Origin of the sequence: Streptomyces griseoruber (genome assembly GCF_001514205.1) — a bacterium.
In the GTDB taxonomy this organism is placed as follows: domain Bacteria; phylum Actinomycetota; class Actinomycetes; order Streptomycetales; family Streptomycetaceae; genus Streptomyces; species Streptomyces griseoruber.
In genome coordinates, this window is record NZ_KQ948780.1 from 231,152 (window position 1) to 257,581 (window position 26,430).

Genomic DNA, 26,430 nt, shown 5'->3' on the forward strand with positions numbered 1-26,430 from the left:
GGGAGGCCATGCGCTTTCGCGGGAAGTCGATCCGCCGGAAGATCGTGGCGCTGCTTCTCGTGCCGCTGGTGTCCCTGACCGCGATCTGGGGCTTCGCCACGGTACTGACGGGCCGTGAGGCGAACCGGCTGTTCACCGTGTCGTCCCTCGTGGAGAACGTCGGCTACCCGATCGAGGACACGGTCCGCGTCGTTCAGCAGGAACGCCGCCAGACCCTCGTCTACCTCGCCGACCCGCGCGCCTCCGACGCGCTCTCCGCGCTCCGCCGCACCAGGACCGCCACGGACGAGGCGCTCGCCGAGATCCGTCGCAACGCCCAGGACTCCGATGTCCGTGACGTCCTGGACCAGGACGACACCGAAGGCCTGACCGCGGTGATCGACGCCTTCGACGGGATCGACTCCCTGCGCGGCAGCGTCGAGGAGGGCACCGTCACCCGGGCCCAGGCGCTGGACCTCTACAACCAGCTCATCGACCCCTGCTACGCCCTGCTGGCCAAGCTGGACGTGGTCGACAGCGTGGAGATGGACAAGCAGTACCGGGCACTCGTCAGCGTCGCCCTCGCCCGCGAGCTGCTCTCCCGGGAGGACGCCCTGCTCGGCTCCGCCCTGGTCGTCGGCCGGCTCACCCGCGAGGAGATCCGCGACGTCTCCGACTTCCGCTCCCAGCGTGACGTCGTCTACGACATCAGCCTCGCCCAGCTGCCCACCGCGGAACGCGAGCGCTACGAGAGCTTCTGGAAGAACGCCACCACCGCCCCCCTGCGCACCGCCGAGCAGGCCGTCGTCACCTCCGGTGCCGGCGACCTGCCCAAGGGCGTCACCGCCAGGAACTGGGACACGGCGGCCGGAGACGTCCTCCAAGAGCTGGGCACCCTGGACGAACAGGCCAACGACCGCTACCAGGACCGTGTCCGGCCGGTCGCGATCGAGGTCATCGTCAAGGCGGCCTTCGCAGGTGTCTTCGGACTCGTCGCCCTGATCGTCTCCCTCGTGCTGTCCGTGCGCATCGGCCGCGGCCTCATCCGCGACCTGCGCCAGCTCCGGCTGGAGGCCCACGAGGCGTCCGGCGTGCGGCTGCCCAGTGTCATGCGCAGACTCTCCGCGGGCGAACAGGTCGACGTGGAGACCGAGGTGCCGCTGCTGGAGTACGACAAGAACGAGATGGGCGAGGTCGGCCGGGCCCTCAACACCCTCCAGCGCGCGGCCGTCGAGGCCGCCGTGAAACAGGCCGAACTGCGCGCCGGCGTCTCCGAGGTCTTCGTCAACCTCGCCCGCCGCAGCCAGGTCCTCCTGCACAAGCAGCTCACCCTGCTCGACACCATGGAGCGCCGCACCGAGGACGCCGAGGAACTCGCCGACCTCTTCCGGCTCGATCACCTCACCACCCGGATGCGCCGCCACGCCGAGGGTCTGGTGATCCTTTCCGGCGCGGCCCCCTCCCGGCAGTGGCGCAAACCCGTCCAGCTCATGGACATCGTGCGCGCCGCCGTCGCCGAGGTCGAGGACTACGAGCGCATCGAGGTCCGCCGTCTGCCGCGCCTGGCCGTCACCGGCCCCGCCGTCGCCGACCTCACCCACCTCGTCGCCGAACTCCTCGAGAACGCCACGGTGTTCTCCCCGCCGCACACCGCCGTCCAGGTCCTGGGCGAGCGGGTCGCCAACGGGTTCACCCTGGAGATCCACGACCGGGGCCTCGGCATGGCACCCGAAGCGCTCCTGGAGGCCAACCTCCGCCTCGCGGAGACCCCGGAGTTCGAGCTGTCCGACACCGACCGCCTCGGACTGTTCGTCGTCAGCCGCCTCGCCCAGCGCCAGAACGTCCGCGTCTCCCTCCAGCCCTCTCCCTACGGCGGGACGACCGCCGTCGTGTTCATCCCCGACGCCCTGCTGACCGACGACGTCCCCGACACCAACGGCATCGGCTTCCGCCTCGACCGTCCCCGCGCCCCGAAGGCCGCCGAGTCCACCGAGACCCACCGGCCCGAGCTCTCCCCGTCGGCTCAGATCCCCGGCCTGCCCGTGCTGGACGGCCCGGTCGAGCTGGAGGCCCCCGTCGGCCTCGACGCCCTCGGCGGCTTCCCGCCCGCGCTGGACGACGAGGACGACAACGGCGTCCTGTTCCGCCCGCGCCGCTCCCTGACCCGCCCCGAGGACGAACCGGCCGTCACCCCCGTCGACCAGCACCGCAGGCTGCCCGAGACCCGCGAGCCGGACCACGGCGCCGGCGCCCCGGCCGCCCTCCTGCCGCTGCCCGACCGCCGTACGCCCAAGCTGGTCAGCTCGCACGGCCGCCCGGTCGGCGACCCGCGCTCCCCGCACCCGGTGACGGACGAGGAATCCGCCCACCGCACCCCGGCGCATCGCGCGGACACCGACGGGCCTGCGCCGCTGCCCTCGCGCCGCCGGGGCAGCGGGGCGCAGATCCCGCGGAGCACCGGCGCGACCGAGCCCCCCGCGCTGCCGACCCGCCCCGGACGCGGCACCGAAGACCCGTCGCAGCCCCCCGCCCTCCCGCAGCGCACCCGCCAGGCCACGTCCGGCGACCAGGACGGCCCGGCCGCACGCGGGCACCAGATGTCCGACCCGCGCCTGAGTGGCACGGGTGGCCCGGTGGAGCGCACGCTGGAAAACGGTCCGCAGGACCGCACCCTCGGCAACCGGCCTCATGACACCGGCTCCGCGCCCGCGGCGCTGCCCCGCCGGGTACGGCAGGCGAATCTCGCCCCGCAACTGAGGCAGGGACCCGCGCCGCGCTCGGCGAACCGGTCCGACCCGGAGGACCGGGACGCCGACGAGGTACGCAGCCGGATGGCCTCGCTCCAGCGCGGCTGGCAGCGCGGACGCGCAGAGAACGCCGCGGGCGACGAGACCCACAGCGGCACAGCACCACAACGAACGACAAAGGGGGACGGTCGATGACCGCACCGCAGGCGACCGGCCACATGAGCAACAACGGCGAACTGAACTGGCTCCTCGACGAACTCGTCGACCGCGTCGCCAGCATCCGCAAGGCCGTCGTGCTCTCCGGCGACGGTCTGGCGACCGGGGCGTCCAGGGACCTCACCCGGGAGGACAGCGAGCACCTGGCCGCCGTCGCCTCCGGATTCCACAGCCTCGCCAAGGGCGTGGGCCGCCACTTCGAGGCCGGCGACGTCCGCCAGACCGTCGTCGAACTCGACGAGGCCTTTCTGTTCGTCACCGCCGCCGGGGACGGCAGTTGCCTCGCCGTCCTCGCGGACGCCGACTCGGACGTGGGACAGGTGGCCTACGAGATGACCCTGCTGGTCAAGCGGGTCGGCGTACATCTGGGCACCGTCCCGCGCACCGATCTGTCCTCGGGCGGGTAGTGGGATGGCATGAGCACCGACGGTCAGGGAAGCAGCCACTGGTTCGACGACGAAGCCGGTCCGGTCGTCCGTCCCTACGCCATGACACGGGGCCGCACCACCAGTGCGGTCCAGCACCGTCTCGATCTGATCGCACTGGTCGTCGCCGAGCCCCACGCGGACGAAGCGGAAGCGGACCCCTCGCTGTCCCCGGAACACGTGCACATCGTGGACCTGTGCCGCGAGGCGCCGCAGTCGGTCGCCGAGCTGTCCGCCGGGCTCGACCTGCCCATCGGTGTGGTACGGGTCCTCGTCGGAGACCTCGTGGACACGGAGTACGTCCATGTGAACCGGCCCGTACCCCCTGCCGAGCTCGTGGACGTGAGTATTCTGCGTGACGTGATCAACGGCCTCCGAGCGCTGTGAGCAGCGCGGAAGCGAGGTGAGGACGTGAGCGGCTGGCAGTTCTGGGTGGACCGGGGCGGGACCTTCACCGACATCGTCGCGCGCCGCCCGGACGGCCGGCTGCTGACGCACAAGCTGCTGTCGGAGAACCCGGCGCGGTACGCCGACGCGGCCGTCGCCGGGGTCCGCGCCCTCCTCGCGGACTCGGGCGACCCCGTCGAGGCTGTCCGCATGGGCACGACGGTCGCCACCAACGCCCTGCTGGAACGCAAGGGCGAACGCACCCTGCTCGTCATCACCCGCGGATTCCGCGACGCCCTGCGGATCGCCTACCAGAACCGCCCGCAGATCTTCGCCCGCCGGATCGAGCTCCCCGAACTGCTCCACGAGCGGGTCGTGGAGGTGGACGAGCGCATCGCGGCCGACGGCACCGTGCTGCGCGCCCCCGACCTGGACTCCCTCGCCGGCGCGCTGCGAGAGGCGTACGACGACGGGATCAGGGCCGTCGCCGTCGTCTGCATGCACAGCCATCTCCACCCGCAGCACGAGCGGGCCGTGGGACGGCTGGCCGCCCGGATCGGCTTCCCGCAGATCTCGCTGTCCAGCGAGGTCAGCCCGCTCATGAAACTCGTCCCGCGCGGAGACACCACCGTCGTCGACGCCTACCTGTCGCCGGTGCTGCGCCGTTACGTCCGCCGGGTCGCCGACGAACTGCGCGACGTCCGGCTGATGTTCATGCAGTCCAACGGCGGGCTCGCCGAGGCGCACCAGTTCCGCGGCAAGGACGCCGTCCTGTCCGGGCCGGCCGGTGGCATCGTCGGCATGGCCCGGATGTCCCAGCTCGCCGGCTTCGACCGCGTCATCGGCTTCGACATGGGCGGCACCTCCACCGACGTCTCCCACTTCGCGGGGGAGTACGAGCGCGTCTTCACCGCACAGCTCGCCGGCGTCCGGCTGCGCGCCCCCATGCTGGACATCCACACCGTCGCCGCGGGCGGCGGTTCCGTCCTGCGGTTCGACGGCTCCCGCTACCGCGTGGGACCGGACTCGGCCGGAGCGGACCCGGGTCCGGCCTGCTACCGCGCGGGCGGCCCGCTCGCCGTCACCGACGCCAACGTGATGCTCGGACGCATCCAGCCCGCCCACTTTCCCGAGGTGTTCGGCCCCGACGGCGACCAGCCCCTGGACGCCGCCCTGGTCCGCGACCTCTTCAGGGCCCTCGCGCGCGAGATCCGCGAGCGGACCGGGGACGACCGCACCCCCGAACAGGTCGCCGAGGGCTTCCTGCAGATCGCCGTGGCCGACATCGCCAACGCCGTGAAGCGGATCTCCGTCCAGAAGGGCCACGACGTCACCCGCTACGCCCTGACGACCTTCGGCGGCGCCGGAGGCCAGCACGCGTGCAGGGTCGCCGACTCGCTCGGCATCCGCACCGTCCTGGTGCCGCCCATGGCCGGTGTGCTGTCCGCGCTGGGCATCGGCCTCGCCGACACCACCGCCATGCGCGAACAGTCCGTCGAGGCCCCGCTCGAAGCCGGCGCGATGCCCCGCATCCGCAAGACCGCCGACGACCTCGAATCGGCGGCCCGCGCCGAACTGCGCGCCGAGGACGTCCCCGACGACCGCGTCCGCGTCACCCGCCGCGCACAGCTGCGCTACGACGGCACCGACACGGCCCTCACCGTCGAACTCACCGAACCCGCCGCGATGACACACGCCTTCGAGGAACGTCATCGTGCCACGTACTCCTTCACGCTCGACCGCCCGATCGTCGTCGAAGCGCTCTCCGTGGAAGCGACCGGCATCACACCACCCCCCGACCTGTCCGCCCTCGCCCCGTACGAAGGCCGCACCGCCACACCCCGGACCGTCCGCCTCCACACCGGCGGCGCCTGGCGCGACGTACCCCTGCACCGCCGGGAGGACCTTCCTCCCGGCGAGTCCGTCACCGGCCCCGCGATCATCACCGAGGCCAGTGCCACGACCGTGGTCGACGACGGCTGGGAGGCGGCGGCGACCCACGACGGGCATCTGGTCATGGAACGCACGGCGGTCACGCAGAGTTCCGATCTCGCTACACAAGTCGATCCGGTCCTCCTCGAGGTCTTCAACAACCTGTTCATGTCCATCGCCGAGCAGATGGGCGCCCGACTGGAGTCCACGGCCCAGTCCGTCAACATCAAGGAACGCCTCGATTTCTCCTGCGCCCTCTTCGACCCGGACGGAAACCTGGTGGCCAACGCCCCGCACATCCCCGTCCACCTGGGCTCGATGGGCACCAGCGTCAAGGAGGTCATCCGCCGCCGCGGCGAGGGGATGCGGCCCGGGGACACCTACGCGGTCAACGACCCGTACCACGGCGGCACCCATCTGCCCGACGTCACCGTGATCACCCCGGTCTTCGACGCCCGACCCGGCGGGGACACGGAGAGTGACCGCGGGATCCTCTTCTACGTGGCCTCCCGCGGCCATCACGCCGAGATCGGCGGCATCGCCCCCGGCTCCATGCCCGCCGGCAGCCGCACCATCGACGAGGAAGGCGTCCTCTTCGACAACTGGCTTCTCGCCGAGCACGGACGCTTCCGTGAGGAGGAGACCCTCCGCCTGCTCACCGGGGCCGCGTACCCCTCCCGCAACCCGACGACCAACCTCGCCGACCTGCGTGCCCAGATCGCCGCCAACCAGAAGGGCGTCGACGAAGTCGCCCGCATGATCGAGAACTTCGGGCTCGACGTCGTACAGGCCTACATGCGCCACGTCCAGGACAACGCCGAGGAAGCGGTACGGCGCGTCATCGACGCCCTCGACGACGGCGCGTACGCCTACGAGACCGACTCGGGCGCCGTCATCCGGGTACGCGTACGCGTGGACCGTGAGAACCGCTCCGCGACCGTCGACTTCACCGGGACCTCACCCCAGCTCGCCACCAACTTCAACGCCCCCTACGCGGTCGTCAACGCGGCCGTCCTGTACGTCTTCCGCACGCTCGTCGCCGACGACATCCCCCTCAACGACGGCTGCCTGCGCCCCCTTCGGATCGTCGTGCCGCACGGCTCCCTGCTCGCCCCCGAACCGCCCGCCGCCGTCGTCGCGGGCAACGTGGAGACGTCCCAGGCGATCACCGGTGCCCTCTACGCGGCCCTGGGCGTCCAGGCCGAGGGCTCCGGCACCATGAACAACGTCACCTTCGGCAACGCGCGCCACCAGTACTACGAGACCGTGGCCTCCGGATCCGGCGCCGGCGACGGCTTCCACGGCACCGCCGTCGTCCAGACCCACATGACCAACTCCCGGCTGACCGATCCCGAGGTGCTGGAGTGGCGGCTTCCGGTACAACTGGAGGAGTTCGCCGTGCGGTACGGCAGCGGCGGGGCCGGGCAATGGCACGGCGGGGACGGCGCCGTCCGCCGGATCCGCTTCCACGAACGCATGACCGTCTCCACCCTCTCCCAACACCGCAGGGTTCCCCCGTACGGTATGGCCGGAGGAGCCCCCGGTGCGCTGGGTGCCAACCGGGTGGAACGCGCCGACGGCACGGTCGTCCGGCTCGGCGGGAGCGGTTCCACGGACGTCGGCCCCGGTGACGTACTCGTCGTCGAGACCCCCGGCGGCGGGGGCTACGGCCCACCGCCCCACACCCCCAGTCACACCATCAAGCAGGAGAAGTGAACGATGATCCTCGGGCGTCCTGAGCGCGGCAAGCCCCCGGTCGAGCCCGTCACGCTCAAGATCCTGGTCGCCGGCGGTTTCGGGGTGGGCAAGACCACCCTCGTCGGCGCCGTCAGCGAGATCAGGCCACTGCGCACCGAGGAGTACCTCACCGAGGCCGGCCGCCCGATCGACGATCTCACCGGCGTCGAGCGCAAGCACACGACCACCGTCGCCATGGACTTCGGACGCATCACCCTGCGCGAGGACCTGGTGCTGTACCTGTTCGGCACACCCGGCCAGGAGCGGTTCTGGTTCATGTGGGACGAGCTCTCCGAGGGCGCGCTCGGCGCCGTCGTACTCGCCGACACCCGCCGCCTGGAGGACTGCTTCGCCGCCGTCGACTACTTCGAGCGGCGCGACATCCCCTTCCTCATCGGCGTCAACTGCTTCGAGGGAGCCGACCGTTACCCCGTGGCGGATGTGCGCGGGGCCCTCGACCTCGACGACGACATACCGGTGATCCTGTGCGACGCGCGCGACCGGCGCTCCGTCAGGGACGTCCTGGTCGGTGTCGTCCAGCACGCGATGGACTACGGCACCGAGCGCCGTCAGACCGTCACCACCTGAGCCCGGCACGGCCCGTACCCCTGCCGACCGGGGTACGGGCCGCCGTCTCACGGCTCGCAGGGGACGCACACGCGCGTACTAGCCCTCGCCGTCCTCCACCCAGCCGAGGCTCTTCTCCACGGCCTTGCGCCAGTTGTGGTACTCGCGGTCCCGTACCGGCGCCTCCATCGCGGGAGTCCACTCGGCGTCCTTCTGCCAGTGCGCCTTCAGTTCGTCGAGGTCGTTCCACACCCCGGTGGCCAGCCCCGCCGCGTACGCCGCGCCCAGGCAGGTCGTCTCGGAGACCCTGGGCCGGATCACGGGCACCCCGAGGACGTCCGCCTGATGCTGCATGAGCAGGTTGTTCTTCGTCATGCCGCCGTCCACCTTCAGGGTGGTGATCTGCACCCCGGAGTCCTGGAACATGGCGTCCACGACCTCCCGCGTCTGCCAGCTCGTCGCCTCCAGCACCGCCCGCGCGAGATGCGCCTTCGTGACGTAGCGGGTCAGCCCGGTGACGACTCCGCGCGCGTCCGAACGCCAGTACGGCGCGAATAGGCCCGAGAACGCGGGCACGATGTACGCCCCGCCGTTGTCCTCGACGCTCGCCGCCAGCGTCTCGATCTCGTCAGCCGATCGGATGATGCCCAGCTGGTCTCGGAACCACTGCACGAGCGCACCCGTTATCGCGATCGAACCCTCCAGACAGTAGACCGGAGCCTCCTCACCGATCTTGTAGCCCATCGTCGTCAGCAGACCGCTCTTCGACGGCACCGGCCGGGTGCCGGTGTTGAGCAGCAGGAAACTGCCCGTCCCGTACGTGTTCTTCGCCGTCCCCACGTCGTAGCAGGCCTGCCCGAACACCGCGGCCTGCTGGTCGCCCAGCGCCGAGGCGACCGGCACCCCGCCCAGCTGTCCCACGGCGGTGCCGTACACCTCGGCCGAGGACCTGATCTCCGGCAGCACGGCCTCGGGCACGTTCATCGCCGACAGAATGGAGGTGTCCCACTGAAGGGTCTCCAGGTTCATCAGCATGGTCCGGCCGGCGTTGGTCACATCGGTCACGTGCCGACCGCCGTCGGTGCCGCCGGTCAGGTTCCAGATCAGCCAGGAGTCGATCGTGCCGAAGGCGATCTCGCCCCGCTCGGCCCGGTCCCTGAGCCCGGGCACGTTGTCCAGCAGCCAGGCCGCCTTGGGCCCCGAGAAGTAGCTGGCCAGCGGCAGCCCCGTCTGCTCCCGGAACCGGTCCTGCCCGTCCGGGCCGCCGAGTTCGTGGCACAGCGCCGCGGTCCGGGTGTCCTGCCACACGATCGCGTTGTGCACGGGCTTGCCCGTGGCGCGGTCCCACAGCACGGTCGTCTCACGCTGGTTGGTGATGCCGAGCGCGCTGATCTGGTCGGCCCGCAGCCCGGCTTTCGCGATCGCCCCGGCGACCACGGCCTGCACCTTCGACCAGATCTCGGTGGCGTCGTGCTCCACCCACCCGGGCCTGGGGAAGATCTGGCGGTGCTCACGCTGGTCGACGGCGACGATCGCACCGCTGTGGTCGAAGACGATGCAGCGGCTGGAGGTGGTGCCCTGGTCGATTGCGGCGACGTACTTCTCGGCGTTGTCCGTCATGGCTACCCCTTGGGCTGGGTTCAGAAGTCCGATCAGAAGGCCAGGTTGTAGAGGAGACCCGCGAGCGCTCCGCCGACCAGCGGGCCGACCACCGGGATCCAGGCGTAACCCCAGTCGGAGGTGCCCTTGTTCGGGATCGGCAGGAAGGTGTGCACGATCCGCGGGCCCAGGTCACGCGCCGGGTTGATGGCGTAGCCGGTCGGCCCGCCCAGCGACAGCCCGATGCCGACGACGAGCAGCGACACGATCAGCACGAGCGTGCCCGACTCGCCCAGACCCTTCGTCAGACCGAAGGCGAGGATGGGCAGGACGAGCGCCGTCGTCGCGATGATCTCCGTGATCAGGTTGGCGACGGGATTCCGGATCTCCGGGATCGTGGAGAAGATGCCCAGCGTCGGCGTCGGCTCCTCGGCCGCGTCCTCCGCGGTGCCCGGCTGCCGTACGTTCGCCTGGAACTGCGCGAGATACACCAGATACGCCAGGACGGCACCGAGCATCGCCCCGACCATCTGCCCCAGCAGATAGACCCAGACCTTGTCCCACGTGCCCGTGTCGACGGCGATCCCGATGGTCACGGCCGGGTTGAGCTGCCCGCCCGACAGCGGCGCGGCCGTGTACGCCCCCGCCAGCACGCCGAACCCCCAGCCGAAGGCGATCACCACCCACCCCGACGCCCGCGCCTTGGAATGTCTGAGGGTGACGGCGGCGCAGACCCCCGCGCCGAACAGGATGAGGATCGCGGTACCGATGACCTCGCCGACGAATATGTCTCCGTTGCTCATGGCGGCTCCTGGGCCCGGCCCGGGGCGATCGGCCCCGGTGCACTGTGCAGGGTGCGGTTCGCGTGGCTGCTTCGGCCATGGCAGGGAGTTCCCGCGCCCCGCCCGGCGTCCGTGACGAGCGTGCCGTCAGAGCCGAATCGCCCTTGGCGAGGGGGCCGCGGCGAGCGAAGTCCGCGTGGCGCGTGCCTGGATACGCCGAGAATGTACGGCGATGTCGGCTGACACCGGGAAGTGTTCACCGGCGCCCAGGGAGCGTCAAGGAGGCGGACGGCAATGGTTGGGCACCGCGACGCTCCGCTCAGCCCACCCCCGGCTCCGCCCCCACCGCCTCCGCGGCCACCGGCGACCCCCGCCGCACCTCCTGGCCGGAGTACCCCGCCCGCCCCACCACCCAACTCGCCCCGCGCAGCGACTTCGCGGCCTTCTTCAGCGGCGCCAGACACGCGGCCGCCTGCCGGTGGTCGGCCACACTGCCCGGTGGGCACAGGACCGTGGCCAGCGACAACGTGACCGGACGCCCGCCCGCCGACCACGAGGCGTCCAGCACGGACACCGCCAGCGGATCCAACCCCTCCGGATCGGCCAGCACCAGGAAGTCGTCCCCGCCGATGTGCCCCACCCGGGTGCTCCCGGACGCCGCGACCTGCAACGCCCCTCCCACCGACCGGATCAGCTCGTCGCCCGCCGCGAAGCCCGCGCCGTCGTTCACCTGCTTGAAGTGGTCCACGTCCAGCCAGCTCAGGGCGAACCCCCGGCCCTCCGCGATCCGCCGGTCCACCTCCGAGGTGATCGCGTCCGAACCCGGCAGCCGGGTCAGCGGGTTGAGCCCCACCGCCTCCTCGACCCGGCTCTCGGCCAGCGCCCGTACGAGATCCGCCAGCCGTACGACACCCACGCACCGCCCAAGCCGGTCGACGACCGCCACATCGTCCGAGGTACGGTCCCGGTCGCCGACGGCGACCACGTCCAGCACCTCCCACGCCGTCGCGTCGATGCCCACCGTCCGCGGCGGGTCGCCGAGTTTGGCCGCGGGCCGGTCGGCGTACAGGGCATGGCCGTAGCGCCCCGACATCGACAGCAGGAAACGCGACCGGTGCACCGAACGGACCGGTACCCCCGCCCGGTCGACGAGCAGCACCCCGGAGACCTCCGGCGAGCCGGTCAGCAGTGCCCGCACCTGCCCGGCGGAGGCGACGGCGGGCAGCAGCGCGGCCGGCCGCACGAACTCCCGCACCGACGGCCCCGACCGCGGCACCGGCAACGGCCCGGGAGTCCGCGGCGGCACGTACACCTCGGCGACCGGCAGCCGGGCCGGCGGCGCGAACAGCATGCCCTGCGCCAGCTGCGCCCCCGCCGACAGCGCCGCCGCGCACTGCAGTTCGGTCTCCACCCACTCCACGCCCAGCAGCGCACCCGTCTCCTCGCACCACATCCGCATCGCCCGTACCGCCGCGGGCCGCGCGAGCAGGGAGGGATCGAGCTTCACCAGGTCCGGTGCCAGGTCGACGAGCAGCCGCAGGGGTACGTCCCCGTCCCCGACCCCGTCCGCGCTGATCCGGAAGCCCTGCTCCCGCAGCGCCCCCACCGCCTCGAGGAGCGCGCGCTGCGGCACATGCGTGTACGGCGGCACGACGTCGACCGTGACCTCCCACGGGAGTCGCCCCACCGCACGCACCGCGTCGTGCAGCGGGGTGAGCCCGCCGAGGTCGGCCAGGGTCCCGGCGAACACGTTGACGTGCAAGGGCAGCAGCGTCTCCCTGCGCGCCGCCGTCCGGACCGCCGCCACGGCGAGCCGGCCGTCGAGTTCGGGGTCCCGCCGGGCCTCCGCGAGAATGTCGCCGGACTCCGGGCGGGCGAGTATCTCCAGCCCCGCCACCCCTCCCGTGATCAGATTGACCACCGGCTGGAACGCGAAGCGCAGAGTATCCGTCCAGGACTGCACGGGAGCATGATGGCGCCGCCGGAGGACGCCCAGGCCCAGTTCACGAGACGTTCACGCAGGCTTCCGGGCCCCTCACGGACGGTGTCCGCTCCCCGCCCCGGAGCCCGCGTCGAGCACCCCGGCCCGGAACACTCCTCACCGCACCGCGATCACCGCCGACCCGTGCCCGAACAGCCCTTGGTTCGCCGTGACACCCACGCGCGCGTGCGGGATCTGACGCTCTCCCGCCTGCCCCCGCAACTGCCAGGTCAGCTCGCACACCTGGGCGATCGCCTGCGCCGGCACCGCCTCCCCGAACGAGGCCAGCCCCCCGCTGGTGTTCACCGGTATGCGACCGCCCGGCGCCGTCGCCCCCTCCCGCAGCAGCTTGGCGCCCTCGCCGCCGCCGCAGAGGCCGAGATCCTCGTACCACTGCAACTCCAGCGCGGTGGACAGGTCGTAGACCTCCGCCAGCGACAGATCCTCGGGGCCGATGCCCGCCTCCTCGTAGGCCGCGCGGGCGAGCGACGCGCGGAACGGCTCGTCCGGGGGATCCACCGCGACCGCGGAGTCGGTGGCGATGTCCGGCAGATCCAGGACGGTGCTGGGGTAACGCGGCGTCACGGTGGACACGGCCCGGATCCGCACCGGCTTTGCCGCACCGTGCCGGCGTGCGAACTCCACGCTCGACAGGACCAGTGCGGCCCCGCCGTCCGAGGTCGCGCAGATGTCCAGCAGCCGCAGCGGATCGGCGACCACCGCCGAGGCGGCGACCTCCTCGGCGGTGACCCGCTTGCGGTAGCGCGCATACGGGTTCAGCGCCCCCATGGCGGCGTTCTTCACCTTCACCTGGGCGAAGTCCTCCGGGGTGTCCCCGTGCACCGCCATGCGCCGGCGCGCGTACAGCCCGAAGTACGTCGGATTGGTGGCACCGAGGACCCGGAACCGCAGCCAGTCCGGGTCGTCCGGCCGGTCCCCGCCCGCAGGCCGGAAGAAGCCCTTCGGCGCCGCGTCGGCCCCCACCACGAGCGCCACGTCCGTCAGACCCGCGAGGATCCGCGCCCGCGCCGCGTCGATCGCCTGCGCGCCCGACGCGCACGCCGCGTACACACTCGTCACGCGGGCGCCCTGCCAGCCCAGGGCCTTGGCGAACGTCGCCCCGGCGACATACCCCGGGTAGCCGCCACGCACCGTGTCCGCGCCGACGACCGCGCCGACGTCCCGCCAGTCCAGACCGGCGTCGGCCAGAGCCGCCCGCGCGGCCGCCACGCCGTACTCCACGAAGGCGCGCCCCCACTTGCCCCACGGGTGCATCCCCGCGCCGAGCACCGCCACCTCCGCCGTCATCCCGCCACCCCCGTCGGCCGCCACTGCCAGGTCGTCCAGGTCGTCTCCGCGTCCTCGCTCAGCACGCCCGGGACGACCTCCACCTCCATGCCCACCGCCAGATCCGCGACGGTGACTCCGGGAACCGCCTGTCCCAGCACCACGATCCGCTCGGACTCCAGCTCCACAGCGATCAACGCGTACGGCTCCCACGGAAGTTCCGGATCGGTCACATAGGGTGACGGAGGCCGGTAGCGGCTGTCCGTGTACGACCAGACGCGTCCCCGCCGCGACAGCGGGACCTCCTCCAGCTCTCCGTCCCGGCACCCCGGGTTACGGCAGTGCGTGTCCTCGCGGGGGAAGAAGACCGACCGGCACGCCGAGCAGCGCGTGCCGAGCAGCCTGAAGTCCTCCCCGTCCCCGGTGAACCACCCCGCCACCACGGGCGTGCGTGTACGTGACAAGGCGCCTCCTCCGTACGAGATCTGACGGAACGTCAGGAGTGTGGCACGCGCACCGGGAAATGGGCAGGGAGGAGACATGACACGACTCTCCGGTGCGGCCCGCGGTCTCGTCACCGTGCTCGCCGCCCTGCTGACCGCGACCGCCGCCCCCGTCACCGCCCGGGCGGACACCGCACCCGAGGCCCCGGCGGACTTCGTCACCCTGAGAACCGTGGACCCGACGATCCTCCAGGAGATGCGCTACTTCACCCCGCACAACTTCGTCGGCGCCCCCGTCGACGGCTATCCGCAACCGATCTGCATCCTCACCCGGCAGGCCGCCGAAGCCCTCCATCGGGCCCAGCAGGAACTGCTGCCCCAGGGGTACTCGCTCAAGGTGTACGACTGCTACCGGCCCCAACGCGCCGTGGACCGCTTCGTCCGCTGGGCCGAGGACCTGGACGACCAGGCCATGAAGGAGGAGTTCTACCCGGACGTCGACAAGACCCGGCTCTTCGAGGACGGCTACATCGCGGAGAAGTCCGGCCACAGCCGCGGCTCCACCATGGACCTCACGATCGTGAAGCTCCCCGCCCTCCCGACCAGACCCTATGTCACCGGTGAGACCCTCGTGCCCTGCTACGCGCCCCGGGCGGAGCGCCTCCCGGACAACTCCGTCGACATGGGCACGGGCTACGACTGCTTCGACACCCTCGCCCACACCCTGGACCCGCGCATCCAGGGCCGTCAGCTCGCCAACCGGCTGCTCCTCAAGAACACCCTGGAAGAGCTCGGCTTCGTGAACCTCGCCGAGGAATGGTGGCACTACACCTTCAAGCCCGAGCCCTACCCGGACACCTACTTCGACTTCCCCGTCTCCGCCGAATCCCTCACCACCGCGTACTGAGCCGCTCACGCACGACGCCCTCCCCAAGATCGGATACGCTCCGCCGCGTGTCCGAAACTCAGCACTCCCATCCGAACTCCGCGCGCGACTCCCACTGTTCGAGCTGCGGAGCGCCCTACGGGGAGGGCGTCACCGGCTGGCCCCGCACCTGTCCGGCCTGCGCCACCATCGCCTACCGCAACCCGCTGCCGGTGGCCGTCGCCCTCCAGCCCGTGTACGACCCCAGGGGTACCGGCCTGGTCGTCATCACCCGAACCATCGCCCCCGCGCGCGGGGGCGTCGCCCTGCCCGGCGGCTTCATCGACCACCGCGAGGACTGGCGGCAGGCCGTCGTCCGCGAACTCCGGGAGGAGACCGGCATCGACGCCGCGAGCCGCGACGTACGCCTCGCCGACGCCATGAGCTCACCCGACGGCCACCTGCTGCTGTTCGGGCTCCTCCCGGAGCGCCCCGCCGACCGCCTCCCGGAGTCGGCCGCCACCGACGAGACGGAGGGCTGGCACGTCCTGCGCGGGCCCGAGGAACTCGCCTTCCCGCTGCACACCCACGCGGTACGGGCGTTCTTCGAGGGCCGCTACATCTGAGCCCACCGCTCGACCTCTCCCGCGGCGCGGAGATCAGCCGAGCCCGCGCACCCGCACGGGATGGGACGGCTCGTGCAGGCCGTCCTCCCCCTCCCGCTCGACGACGACCTGCCGACCCTCCCAACGGGCCACGTACCGCTCGACCTCGGGCTCGTCCCAGCCGTCGCCCGCGTCCCGCACCACCAGGCCGCCACCGGTCCGCCCCCGGGCCGGCGTCCACACCTCCAGCTCCAGCGCCCCGTCGTCCCCGCGCACCGGTATGACGGCACCCGCGCGCGCGAACACCGGGATCCGCGACAGAGGCGCGTCCACGAGCACCTGCCCCGGTCCCCGGTGCCGCCGGCCGGTCGCCGTGTCGTACCAGAGCCCCCTCGGCAGCTGCACCGCACGCCGCTCGGCACCCGGATCGAGCACCGGCGCCACCAGCAGGCTGTCACCCAGCAGAAAGGCGTCCTCGCAGTCCCGCAGCGCCCGGTCCTCCGGCGCGCCCCACCACACCGGGCGCACATAGGGAGCCCCGGTACGCCGGGCCAGATGCGCCAGCGTCATGAAGTACGGCAGCAGCCGCCGACGTTCGACGAGCGCCACGCGCGCGTGCTCCAACACCTCCGGACCGAACTCCCACGGCTCACGGCGACCCGCCCGCAGGCTCGCGTGCGTCCGGAACAACGGCAGATACGCGCCCAGCTGGAACCACCGCAGATACAACTCGGGCGACGGGTTCCCGTCGAAGCCGCCGATGTCCGGCCCCGAGTAGGGCACCCCGCACAGCCCGAGCCCCATCACCAGCGACAGCGACGCCCGCAGCCCCGGCCAGCCCGAGGCGACGTCCCCCGACCAGGTCCCGCCGTAGCGCTGCAGGCCCGCCCAGCCGGAGCGGGAGAACAGGAACGGCCGCTCCTCGGGCAGCAGCTCCCGCAGCCCTTCGTACGCCGCCCTGGCCATGCACAGCGCATAGACGTTGTGGGCCTCCCGGTGATCGCCGTCCCGCCCGTCCAGCGCGTGACGGGCCGACCGGGGCAGCGTCGGCTCGCCGAAGGCCGTGAACGACGTGGGTTCGTTCATGTCGTGCCAGAAGCCGGCGAACCCCTGCCCGATGCGCTCCGCGTACAGCTCTCCCCACCAGCGCCGCACCCGCGCGTGCGTGAAGTCCGGGAACACCGCCTCCCCCGGCCACACCACGCCCTCGACGAGCCGCCCCGCGGCGTCCTTGACGAACGCGTCCTCGGCGAGCCCGCTGTCGTAGACGGCGTTGCCCGGCTCGGCCCTGACCGCCGGGTCGACGATCGACACCAGCCGGATGCCGTCCCGCCGCAGCTCCTCGGCGAGCACCGGCAGCTTGGGGAAACGGTCCTGGTCGACGGTGAACACCTGATGCTGGTCGTAGTGGTCGATGTCGAGATGGACGGCGTCCAGCGGCAGACCGTGCTCGTGATAGCCCGCGACGATCCGCCGTACCTCCTGCTCGCTGCCGAAGCCCCAGCGCGCGTGATGGTGTCCCAGCGCCCAAGCGGGAGGCAGCGCCGGCGCCCCGGTGAGCGAGGCCCAGGCGAGCAGCACGCGCGCGGGGGTGCCCACCACGACCCAGCACCGCAACGGGCCACCGTCCATCCGCAGCTCGCTCGACCCCGCCCGGTCGTGTCCCGACCCGGCCCCCTCCTCGCCCTCCCGCAGGGTCACCGTGCCGTCCCAGGAGGTGTCGTGGAACACCAGATGCGTGGCCGCGTCGGACACCACGAGCTGCACCGGCATCGTCAGATACAGCGGATCGTCCTCCCGGCCGAACGTGTGTCCGGGATCCGTGTTCCACATCCGGTACGTACCGTCCCGCAGCCGGGGCCCCGACGCCCGCCCGCCGAGCCCGAAGAAGCGCGCGTCCGCCGCCACCTCCGACCGCTGCATCCAGCGCCCCGGACCGCCGTCCCTCGGCTCCCACCAGCGCGGCGGCAGATCACGCCGCAACGTCACCCCGCCCGGCGTGCACACCTCGACCGCACCGTGCCGCGAGACCACGACCGTCACCCGCTCGGCCACCACCCGCCAGCCGCCGTCCTTGTCCGGCTCCAGCACCGCCCGCGGGTCGGGATCCGGGCACCGCCCGGCCAGCGCGTACGACGGCTCCGGCCCGGCCCCGTCCCAGCCCCAGAAGACCGCCCCGTTCACCGCCACGAAGATCCGCAGGTCCGAGCGGCTGAACCGGATCGTGCCACCACCGGGCCCCGGCTCCACGTCCAGCACCGGCCCCGGGACCCGGGCCCGCTCGGCACCCCGCGCCGGCAACCCGGCGGCGTCGGCGCGCCTTCGGCGCCAGGCGGCCCGTACGGTACGCAGCCCCCGGGCAGCCCCGGCGGAACCCACCGTCTTCATCGAACGCACCAGGTCACGACCGTCCATGCTGTTCACCCTGCCACTGACCGCTCCACACGCGCGTGTCGTTCAACTGCCGTTCACCCATGTCGGGACCACATCTTCACGACACGGACTGTGTGGGGCACACCCTGGTGCAGAAGTCGATCACATGGCATCGTCCCTGTCAGCCGCGTCACGCGCACAACCCCGCACGTGCGCGGACGACGCATACGACGCGCCACAGTCCGGGAGCCGCCCCCATGTCGACCGTGAACCCCGAGCCGCTCTGGCGGCCAGATCCGCAGCGCATCGCGAAAGCCCAGGTCACCAGGTTCCAGGCCTGGGCGGCCGAGCACCACGGAGCCCCCGCGGACGGCGGGTATCCGGCTCTGCACCGCTGGTCCGTGGACGAGCTGGAGTCGTTCTGGGAAGCCGTCACGCAATGGTTCGACGTACGGTTCTCGACGCCCTACGCGCGCGTGCTGGGCGATCGTTCCCTGCCGGGTGCCGCCTGGTTCCCCGGGGCCATGCTGAACTACGCCGAGCACGCCCTGCGCGCGGCCGCCACCCGCCCGGACGAACCGGCCCTGCTGTATGTCGACGAATCCCATGCACCACAGCCGGTGACCTGGTCGGAGCTGCGCCGCCAGGTCGGCGCGCTGGCCGCACGGCTGCGCGCCCTGGGCGTGCGACCGGGGGACCGGGTCAGCGGCTACGTCCCGAACATCCCGCAGGCCGTCGTCGCGCTCCTCGCCACCGCCGCCGTGGGCGGGGTCTGGACCTCCTGCGCCCCCGACTTCGGCGCCCGCAGCGTCCTCGACCGCTTCCAGCAGGTCGAACCCGTCGTCCTGTTCACCGTCGACGGCTACCGCTACGGCGGCAAGGAACACGACCGCCGCGACGTCGTCGCCGAACTGCGCCGCGAACTGCCCACCCTGCGTGCCGTCGTCCACATCCCGCTCCTCGGCACCGAGGCCACCGGGGGAGCCCTGGAATGGTCGGCGCTCACGGCCGGTGACGAGGAGCCCGTCTTCGAACAGGTCCCCTTCGCCCATCCCCTGTGGGTCCTCTACTCCTCCGGTACGACCGGCCTGCCCAAGGCCATCGTCCAGTCCCAGGGCGGCATCCTGGTCGAACACCTCAAACAGCTCGGCCTGCACTGCGACCTCGGCCCCGAGGATCGTTTCTTCTGGTACACCTCCACCGGCTGGATGATGTGGAACTTCCTCGTCTCCGGCCTCCTCACGGGCACCACGGTCGTCCTCTACGACGGCAGCCCCGGCCATCCCGACACCGGCGCCCAGTGGCGCATCGCCGAACGTACGGGAGCCACCCTCTACGGCACATCGGCGGCGTACGTCATGGCCTGCCGCAAGGCCGAGGTGCACCCGGCCCGCGACTTCGACCTCTCCCGGATCCAGTGCGTGGCCACCACGGGGTCCCCGCTCCCGCCCGACGGCTTCCGCTGGCTGCACGACGAGTTCGCAGAAAGCGGCGCCGACCTGTGGATCGCCTCCGTCAGCGGCGGCACCGACGTGTGCTCCTGCTTCGCCGGCGCCGTACCGACCCTCCCCGTGTACATCGGTGAACTGCAGGCGCCGAGCCTCGGCACCGACCTTCAGTCGTGGGACCCGAGCGGCCACCCCCTCGTCGACGAGGTCGGCGAACTCGTCGTCACCAACCCCATGCCCTCCATGCCGGTCCACTTCTGGAACGACCCCGACGGCAGCCGGTACCACGACAGCTACTTCGACACCTATCCCGGCGTCTGGCGCCACGGCGACTGGATCACCGTCACCTCACGCGGCTCCGTCGTGATCCACGGCCGTTCCGACTCCACGCTCAACCGCCAGGGCGTCCGTATGGGCTCCGCCGACATCTACGAGGTCGTGGAGCGGCTGCCCGAGATCAAGGAATCCCTGGTCATCGGGATCGAACAACCCGACGGCGGCTACTGGATGCCCCTCTTCGTGCATCTGGCGCCCGGAGCCGTCCTCGACGACGCCCTGCTCGGCCGCATCAAGCAGGCCATCCGCGAGCAGCTGTCGCCGCGCCACGTCCCCGACGAGGTCATCGAGGTGCCCGGGGTCCCGCACACCCTCACCGGCAAGCGCATCGAGGTCCCCGTCAAGCGCCTCCTCCAGGGCACCCCGCTGGAGAAGGCGGTCAACCCGGGCTCCGTCGACAACCTGGAACTGCTCCACTTCTACGAGGAACTCGCGCGCAAGAAGGCCTGACACACGCGGTACGTCCCTCCGGGCCGCTCAGCCGCCGTAGGTGGCCTCGGACTCGCCCAGCACCGCGGCGAAGTCCGAGGCCAGCCGTACCGCCTCGGCCGGTTCCAGCTCGGCCACGGAGATCCGCACCCCCGGCTCCGACGCCAGCCGGAACCGGGCCCCCGCCGCCACCCACCAGCCCTGCGACCGCAACCCGTTCACCACGGCCGACTCGTCCCGCACCGGCACCCACACGTTCATCCCGCTCGCACCGTGCGCCGCGATGCCACGGGCCGCCAGTTCCCGGAGCAACGCCGCCCTGCGCCGGGTGTACGTCCCCCGCGCGCGTGTCACCAACGCGCGCGTGCCGTCATCGGTCAGCAATCCGTACGCCGTCTCCTGGAGGAGGTGGCTGACCCAACCGGACGTCAGCAGCAGCCGTCCGTCGTGCCGGGCCAGCGTGGTCGGATCGCAGGCCGCCGCCGCCCATCGCAGGTCGGTCCCGAGGAACTTGCTCACCGTCCGCACATGCACCCAGCGCGACAGCCCGCCCGACGTCAGCGACCGCAGCGGCGCGTCCGCGACCGCCGAGGCATGGTCGTTCTCGACGACCAGCAGGTCCGGCTCGCCCCGCAGGACCTCGACGAGTTCGTCCCGGCGCGCCTCGGAGAAACAGCCCCCACAGGGGTTCTGCGCCCGGGGACTGCACACCAGGGCGCGTACCCCCGCCCGCACGGCGGCCCGGAGCGCCTCCGGACGCAACCCCTGGTCGTCCACGGCGACCGGCACGATCCGCAGCCCCAGGGCCGCGACCAGATCCAGCAGATGGTGATACCCGGGATCCTCCATGGCCACGGCGTCCCCGGGCCGAAGCTCCACGGACAGCAGCCGGCCGACCAGGTCCAGCGCGCCGTGCGCGAACGTCACCTGCTCCACCGGTACGCCGTCGGGCCGCAGCCAGTCCCGTACGACCTCCTCCAGCCGCTCCAGCCGGGGCGTCGCGCGATGCGACCGGGCGCCGGGGGACAGGCGCGTGGGGGGCACCAGAGCGGGCAGCAGCTCCGGATCGGGATGCCCGCCGGCCAGGTCGCGCAGCCCCTCCGGCACCCTCGGCGGCCTTCGTGAAGCCACGGCGGGAACCGGCGCCACCACCGTGCCGCCCCGCCCGCGCGTGACGACGATGCCCCGCCGCCGCAGCTCCTTGTAGGCCGTGGCGACCGTCCCGGGGCTGACCCCGAGCTCGTCCGCCAGCCGCCGCACCGGAGGCAGCGCGGCCCCCGGCCCCAACGCTCCCTCGGTCACACCCCGTTCGACGGACGCGGCAATCCCCTTGGCCGTCGTACCACTGATCCCATATTGTGTTGCCACATTGCCAAGTATGTACCAATACATAATTCGAGGCAAGGGGGAGCCCGTGCGACCGATCCACCGCGCAGTCACCTGGACCCGCGGCACACCCGGAGGACGCGACGGACGCCGCATGCTGACCATCGCCCTCGTCGACCGCGTCGGCAGCGGTCTGTGGGCATCCGTCAGCGTCCTGTACTTCACCTACGTCTCAGGCCTCTCCGTCGCCCAGGTCGGCACCCTCGTCGCCGTGGCCGGAGCCGCCGGGATCGCCGGAGCCCCCCTCGGCGGCTGCCTGGCGGACCGCTTCCCGGCCACCCGCGTCCTCGTCACGGTCCAGCTGCTGCGCGCCCTCGCCTCCTTCGCCCTGCTGACCACCGACCACTACGCGCTCCTCGTCGCCTACTGCTCCCTCGGCAGCCTCGGCGACCGCGCCGCCAACGTCCTCACCAAGCTCTACGCCACCCGCGTCGCCGGCCCCGACCGCGTCCGCTATCAGGCCCTCCAGCGCACGGTCGCCAACGCCGGCTGGGCCCTCGGCGGCCTCGCCGCCGCAGCCGCACTGGCCCTCGGTACCACAGCCGCCTACCGCTGGCTCCTCGCAGGCGACGCCCTCTCCTTCCTCGCCTGCGCCCTGCTCACCCTCCGCGTCGACGAACCCCGCTCGAACACCCGCACGGTGGCCACCTCCCAGGACCCCAGGCCCACCGCCGCACCGACCAGCCCCTGGCGGGACCGCACCTATCTCGCCTACGTGGCCACCGACACCGTCCTCTTCCTCGACGACGCCGTCTTCAAGGTCGGCCTGCCCCTCTGGATCGCCCACACCGGCACCGCGCCCCACGGCCTCGCCCCGCTGCTGATGGTCCTCAACAACGTGATGGTCGTGGCCCTCCAGGTCCCCCTGGCCCGCTTCGGCGCCACCACGGCCGCCGCCCGCCGCCTCCTCGCCCCGCTCTCGGCGGTCTTCGCCCTCGCCGGCATCGCCATGGCCGCCTCGGCAACCGGCGGCACCGCCACCACCACCCTGTTCCTCACCGCGGCGGCCGCCCTCTTCACCCTGGCCGAGATACTCCACGCCACGATCTCCTGGGAACTCTCCGTCGCCCTGGCCCCCGGCACCGCCCAGGGCGCCTACCTCGGAGTCCACGGCCTGGCCCAGTCCGCCCAGCGCAGCATCGGACCACTCGCCGTCACCGCGGCCATCGCCACCGGCCCCCTCGGCTGGCTCGCTTTCGGCACCACCATCGCCCTGACCTGCGGATTCCAGCACCGCCTGGTCCGCGAACGCCTCACGCGAGGGCCGTTGTCAGTGCCGACGGTTACTGTGAGTGAGCATTGATCGACCATGCACACAGGGGGAAACATGGCACTCACCGACCGCCAGCTCATGCGCCGCGTCCTGCGCCGCGAAATCGCCGGCACCATCGGCCTGCTCACGGACGAACACGACTTCCGAGCCATGAAGCGCTACCGCAGCTTCACCTTCGACGACCACACCACCTACCTCCGCCAGGTCGAGGACCTCCTCAAGGTCCGCGCCCTGCAAGGCACCCACACCACCGTCGCCCTCTTCGACCCGCAGGAATACGCCGACTACTGCACCGCCGGCAACCTCGACCCCGACCTCCCCGCCAGCCGCAGCCGCTTCACCGCCCAACTCGCGACCACCGGCCCCACCATCCCCTACGACGGCCAGCCCCTCGCCGACCTGCTCCCCGCCCTCGTCGACGAAGCCGTACGCCAGGCCACCTGGGAGTACGCCGCCACCCTGCTCGCCCGCCTCGGGGCCTGCGCCACCTGCGGCGAGGACATCGGCCGCGCCGCCTTCCAGCGCGCATCCGACCTCGTCGTCCGTATCCTCCGCACGGCACCGCCCGGCGACCGGCACCTCGTCTGCAGCGTCACCGGAACCCCCGAAACCCTCGTCGCCGCCCTCCACGCCGACGACGAGACCGACAGCACGACACAGGTCGCCGAGGCCGAAGCCCTGGAGTTCACCACCGTCCTCGCCCTCGGCCTCGCCACCCGAGGCCCCGGCGGCCTGGTCATGCGCACGAGCGCACCCGGCGGCCCCGACCGCGTCTACGGCTGGCGCATGCGCGGTGACGGCCTCGAACCCCTGACCGCCGGCGAGGTCTTCGACGCCTACTGCACCGACGCCGAATCCGGCGACCTCATCGCCCCCGAGTCCGGAGTCGACTACAGCGTCCCGCCGGACCTCGAGGAGGAGGACCCCCTGCCCGACCACCACCACTGAACCGGCACTCGGCGCCCGGACGGGCCCGGACGAAAGGCAGGGGCGCTCCACTCGAAAGCGGAGCGCCCCTGCCCACCGACCGGAGGCCGGTCCGAGCGTCTACTCCCCGGACAGCACGGCCTGCGCCGCGCTCCGCGCCTCCTCGGCACTGTCCGTCGCCCGCGCGGCCGCAGCGGCCCGCTCGCACTGCGCCAGCGTGTACTTCGCCAGAGTCGCCCGCACATAAGGAATCGACGCCGCACCCATGGAAAGAGAGGTGACGCCCAGACCTGTCAGCACACAGGCGAGCAGCGGGTCGGACGCCGCCTCGCCGCACACACCACAGCTCTTGCCCTCGGCCCCGGCCGCCTCGGCCGCCAGCGCGACCAGGTCGAGCAGCGCGGGCTGCCACGGATCCTGCAGCCGGGACACCGCACCCACCTGCCGGTCGGCGGCGAACGTGTACTGCGCGAGGTCGTTCGTCCCCAGCGACAGGAACTCGACCTCCCGCAGAATCGAACGGGCCCGCAGCGCGGCGGACGGGATCTCCACCATCGCACCGAACTTCGCCCGCAGCCCGGCCGCGCGGCAGGCGTCCGCGAACGCCTTGGCGTCGGCACGGTCCGCCACCATCGGCGCCATCACCTCGAGGTGGACCGGCAGACCCTCGGCCGCCTTCGCCAGCGCCGTCAGCTGGGTCCGCAGAACCTCCGGGTGATCCAGCAGGGTGCGCAGACCGCGCACGCCCAGCGCCGGGTTCGGCTCGTCGGCGGGGGTCAGGAAGTCCAGCGGCTTGTCCGCACCCGCGTCCAGCACCCGCACGACGACCCGCCCCTCGGGGAAGGCTTCGAGCACCTGACGGTAGGCCTCGACCTGCTTCTCCTCGGAGGGCGCGTTCTTGCTGTCGTCGAGGAAGAGGAACTCGGTACGGAACAGCCCGACGCCCTCAGCCCCCGCCTCGACGGCGGCCGGTACGTCCGCCGGCCCGCCGACGTTGGCCAACAGCGGCACCTTGTGCCCGTCGGCGGTCGCACCCGGACCGGTCGACCCCGCCAACGCGGCCTTGCGCTCCGCGGCCGCGGCCCGGAGCTGCGCCTTCCTCTCGTCGCTCGGATGCACGAAGATCTCGCCCGTACTGCCGTCGACCGCGATCATCGTGCCTTCGGCCAGCTCACCGGCGCCCGGGAGCGCCACGACCGCCGGCACACCGAGCGCGCGCGCCAGGATCGCGCTGTGACTGGTCGGCCCGCCCTCCTCGGTCACGAAACCGAGCACCAGGGTCGGGTCGAGCAGCGCCGTGTCGGCCGGCGCCAGATCCCGGGCCACCAGCACGTACGGCTCGTCGCTGTCCGGGACACCCGGCATCGGGACGCCCAGCAGACGGGCGACGATACGATTCCGCACATCGTCGAGGTCGGCCACCCGGCCCGCGAGGTACTCACCGGCGCCGGCCAGCAGCTCGCGGTACGCGGCGAACGCGTCGTACACGGCACGCTCGGCCGTGCTGCCGACGGCGATACGCCGCTCCACGTCCACCATCAGCTCAGGGTCCTGGGCCATCATCGCCTGTGCCTCGAGCACCGCCTGGGCCTCGCCGCCCGCCAGATTGCCGCGCGCCATCAGATCGGCCGCGACAGCCTCCACGGCCTGGCGGGCGCGCCCCTGTTCACGCTCCGCCTCCTCAGCCGGTATCTGCTTGGCAGGCGGTTCGAGCACCGCCGTTCCCATGTGCCGAACCTCGCCGATCGCCACACCGTGACTCACGCCGACGCCTCGCAGCGTTGTCTCCATCTCACCCGTCTCCGATAGAGCGGCGGGTCCCGCCGCCGCGTTGGTTGTTCCCTGTGCCGTCGCGCCGTTCGGCACGACGGCGTCGGCATCACTGCCGGATAGAGAGCGGCATCACTGCCAGGTAAAGAGAAGGTCGCCGGCCTTCATGTCGCCGTCCTCGCGGAGTTCGCCGAGGGCGTCGGCCGTGGCCTCCAGTGCCACGACGGGGCACACGGGGGACTTGCCGCTCTCTTCGACCGCCGCCGGGTTCCAGCGCACGATGCCCTGACCGCGGGTCACGGTGTCGCCCTTGTTCACGAGGAGCTCGAAGCCCTCGCCGTTGAGCTGCACGGTGTCGATCCCGAGGTGGGTGAGCACACCGTGTCCCTCGGAGTCGACGACGACGAACGCGTGCGGGTGGAGGGAGACGATCACTCCGTCCACGGGCGCCACCGCCTCGGAGGGTTCGCGCACCGGGTCGATCGCCGTACCGGGGCCGACCATGGCTCCGGAGAAGACTGGATCGGGTACCGCGGCCAGTCCGATGGCGCGTCCAGCGAGAGGGGACGTCACGGTGGTCATGGGAAGCCTCCCAGGGGTGGAGATGTACAGGGGCCGTTACTGCTTGTCCCGGACGGCGCACTGTGCAGCAGGGTATGTCAGATGAAGTACCGGTTCCGCACGAGAGTCCGATCCGTGGTCTAGACCACCAGCCTAATGGATTTGCGCGCGCTCCGCGGCCCCGTGTACAGTCGTACTCCTGCCCGAGGGTGAGTGACGCGATCAAGCGCGCTTGACAGGGCAGCATCCAACTCTGATGGATCCTAACTCTGGATCATCTTCTGCATGCCTGCAGAACGGTGGTCAGGAGGCCGGAAAAACCCTGATAGTGTTGGAAACACCGAAGGGAAGCCCGGAGGAAAGCCTGAGAGGGTG

At 71.9% G+C, this 26,430-nt stretch carries 18 protein-coding genes and 1 pseudogene; 10 read left to right on the top strand and 9 right to left on the bottom strand.

What is annotated here, in order from left to right; translation table 11 throughout:
• Window positions 1-8 precede the first annotated feature (8 nt).
• From AQJ64_RS36380 to AQJ64_RS36400, 5 genes and pseudogenes are all read left to right on the top strand, one after another.
• On the top strand, window positions 9-2,921 hold the full coding sequence (locus tag AQJ64_RS36380) for a nitrate- and nitrite sensing domain-containing protein (RefSeq protein ID WP_059203338.1): 2,913 nt from the start codon (window positions 9-11) through the stop codon (window positions 2,919-2,921).
• The gene (locus tag AQJ64_RS36385; protein WP_055634363.1) at window positions 2,918-3,349 is read left to right on the top strand and encodes a roadblock/LC7 domain-containing protein; all 432 of its coding nucleotides are present in this window, start codon (window positions 2,918-2,920) and stop codon (window positions 3,347-3,349) included. The genes AQJ64_RS36380 and AQJ64_RS36385 overlap by 4 nt, the downstream gene beginning before the upstream one ends.
• A gap of 9 nt (window positions 3,350-3,358) precedes the next feature.
• Window positions 3,359-3,754 (top strand): DUF742 domain-containing protein, encoded by a 396-nt coding sequence (locus tag AQJ64_RS36390; RefSeq protein ID WP_055634362.1) that lies wholly within the window; start codon window positions 3,359-3,361, stop codon window positions 3,752-3,754.
• 24 nt (window positions 3,755-3,778) lie between these two features.
• Window positions 3,779-7,425: pseudogene (locus AQJ64_RS36395) on the top strand (hydantoinase B/oxoprolinase family protein).
• Window positions 7,406-8,011, top strand: a complete 606-nt coding sequence (locus AQJ64_RS36400) for a GTP-binding protein (RefSeq protein WP_055634361.1) — start codon at window positions 7,406-7,408, stop codon at window positions 8,009-8,011. The pseudogene AQJ64_RS36395 and the gene AQJ64_RS36400 overlap by 20 nt, the downstream one beginning before the upstream one ends.
• A 78-nt stretch (window positions 8,012-8,089) precedes the next feature.
• On the opposite strand, the gene glpK is transcribed toward AQJ64_RS36400, so the two are convergent.
• The 5 genes from glpK to AQJ64_RS36425 all read right to left on the bottom strand — a co-directional run bounded on the left by glpK (window position 8,090) and on the right by AQJ64_RS36425 (window position 14,082).
• Entirely contained in the window at window positions 8,090-9,610 is a 1,521-nt protein-coding gene (glpK, locus tag AQJ64_RS36405) for a glycerol kinase GlpK (protein WP_055634360.1), read from the bottom strand.
• A 32-nt stretch (window positions 9,611-9,642) separates the two neighbouring features.
• Window positions 9,643-10,392 (bottom strand): MIP/aquaporin family protein, encoded by a 750-nt coding sequence (locus AQJ64_RS36410; RefSeq protein ID WP_059203339.1) that lies wholly within the window; start codon window positions 10,390-10,392, stop codon window positions 9,643-9,645.
• 298 nt (window positions 10,393-10,690) lie between these two features.
• A complete protein-coding gene (locus AQJ64_RS36415; RefSeq protein ID WP_059203340.1) occupies window positions 10,691-12,334 on the bottom strand; it encodes a GGDEF domain-containing protein in 1,644 nt (547 codons plus the stop codon).
• Window positions 12,335-12,469: 135 nt separating this feature from the next.
• Entirely contained in the window at window positions 12,470-13,660 is a 1,191-nt protein-coding gene (locus AQJ64_RS36420; RefSeq protein WP_055634432.1) for a lipid-transfer protein, read from the bottom strand.
• Window positions 13,657-14,082 (bottom strand): Zn-ribbon domain-containing OB-fold protein, encoded by a 426-nt coding sequence (locus AQJ64_RS36425; RefSeq protein WP_055634431.1) that lies wholly within the window; start codon window positions 14,080-14,082, stop codon window positions 13,657-13,659. The genes AQJ64_RS36420 and AQJ64_RS36425 overlap by 4 nt, the downstream gene beginning before the upstream one ends.
• Window positions 14,083-14,179: 97 nt before the next feature.
• On the opposite strand from AQJ64_RS36425, the gene AQJ64_RS36430 reads away from it, so the two are divergent.
• Together AQJ64_RS36430 and AQJ64_RS36435 are read left to right on the top strand one after the other, a co-directional pair.
• Window positions 14,180-14,989, top strand: coding sequence for a M15 family metallopeptidase (locus AQJ64_RS36430; protein ID WP_055634430.1), 810 nt, complete (start codon window positions 14,180-14,182; stop codon window positions 14,987-14,989).
• 47 nt (window positions 14,990-15,036) lie between these two features.
• Complete coding sequence (locus tag AQJ64_RS36435; protein ID WP_055634429.1) at window positions 15,037-15,573, top strand: NUDIX domain-containing protein; 537 nt, start codon at window positions 15,037-15,039, stop codon at window positions 15,571-15,573.
• A gap of 33 nt (window positions 15,574-15,606) precedes the next feature.
• Here the strand turns inward: AQJ64_RS36435 and AQJ64_RS36440 are convergent, their stop codons facing one another.
• Window positions 15,607-17,967, bottom strand: coding sequence for a glycoside hydrolase family 31 protein (locus AQJ64_RS36440; protein WP_059203341.1), 2,361 nt, complete (start codon window positions 17,965-17,967; stop codon window positions 15,607-15,609).
• A 215-nt stretch (window positions 17,968-18,182) separates the two neighbouring features.
• On the opposite strand from AQJ64_RS36440, the gene AQJ64_RS36445 reads away from it, so the two are divergent.
• Entirely contained in the window at window positions 18,183-20,159 is a 1,977-nt protein-coding gene (locus AQJ64_RS36445) for an acetoacetate--CoA ligase (RefSeq protein WP_055638419.1), read from the top strand.
• A gap of 27 nt (window positions 20,160-20,186) precedes the next feature.
• Here the strand turns inward: AQJ64_RS36445 and AQJ64_RS36450 are convergent, their stop codons facing one another.
• The gene (locus AQJ64_RS36450; protein WP_055638420.1) at window positions 20,187-21,506 is read right to left on the bottom strand and encodes an aminotransferase class I/II-fold pyridoxal phosphate-dependent enzyme; all 1,320 of its coding nucleotides are present in this window, start codon (window positions 21,504-21,506) and stop codon (window positions 20,187-20,189) included.
• Window positions 21,507-21,618: 112 nt separating this feature from the next.
• On the opposite strand from AQJ64_RS36450, the gene AQJ64_RS36455 reads away from it, so the two are divergent.
• On the top strand, window positions 21,619-22,827 hold the full coding sequence (locus tag AQJ64_RS36455) for an MFS transporter (RefSeq protein ID WP_055638421.1): 1,209 nt from the start codon (window positions 21,619-21,621) through the stop codon (window positions 22,825-22,827).
• Between the two features lie 24 nt (window positions 22,828-22,851).
• On the top strand, window positions 22,852-23,745 hold the full coding sequence (locus AQJ64_RS36460; RefSeq protein ID WP_059203342.1) for a hypothetical protein: 894 nt from the start codon (window positions 22,852-22,854) through the stop codon (window positions 23,743-23,745).
• A gap of 99 nt (window positions 23,746-23,844) precedes the next feature.
• Here the strand turns inward: AQJ64_RS36460 and ptsP are convergent, their stop codons facing one another.
• Together ptsP and AQJ64_RS36470 are read right to left on the bottom strand one after the other, a co-directional pair.
• Window positions 23,845-25,515, bottom strand: coding sequence for a phosphoenolpyruvate--protein phosphotransferase (ptsP, locus tag AQJ64_RS36465; RefSeq protein WP_055635130.1), 1,671 nt, complete (start codon window positions 25,513-25,515; stop codon window positions 23,845-23,847).
• 111 nt (window positions 25,516-25,626) lie between these two features.
• Window positions 25,627-26,076 (bottom strand): PTS sugar transporter subunit IIA, encoded by a 450-nt coding sequence (locus AQJ64_RS36470; RefSeq protein WP_055635131.1) that lies wholly within the window; start codon window positions 26,074-26,076, stop codon window positions 25,627-25,629.
• Between the last annotated feature and the right edge of the window lie 354 nt (window positions 26,077-26,430).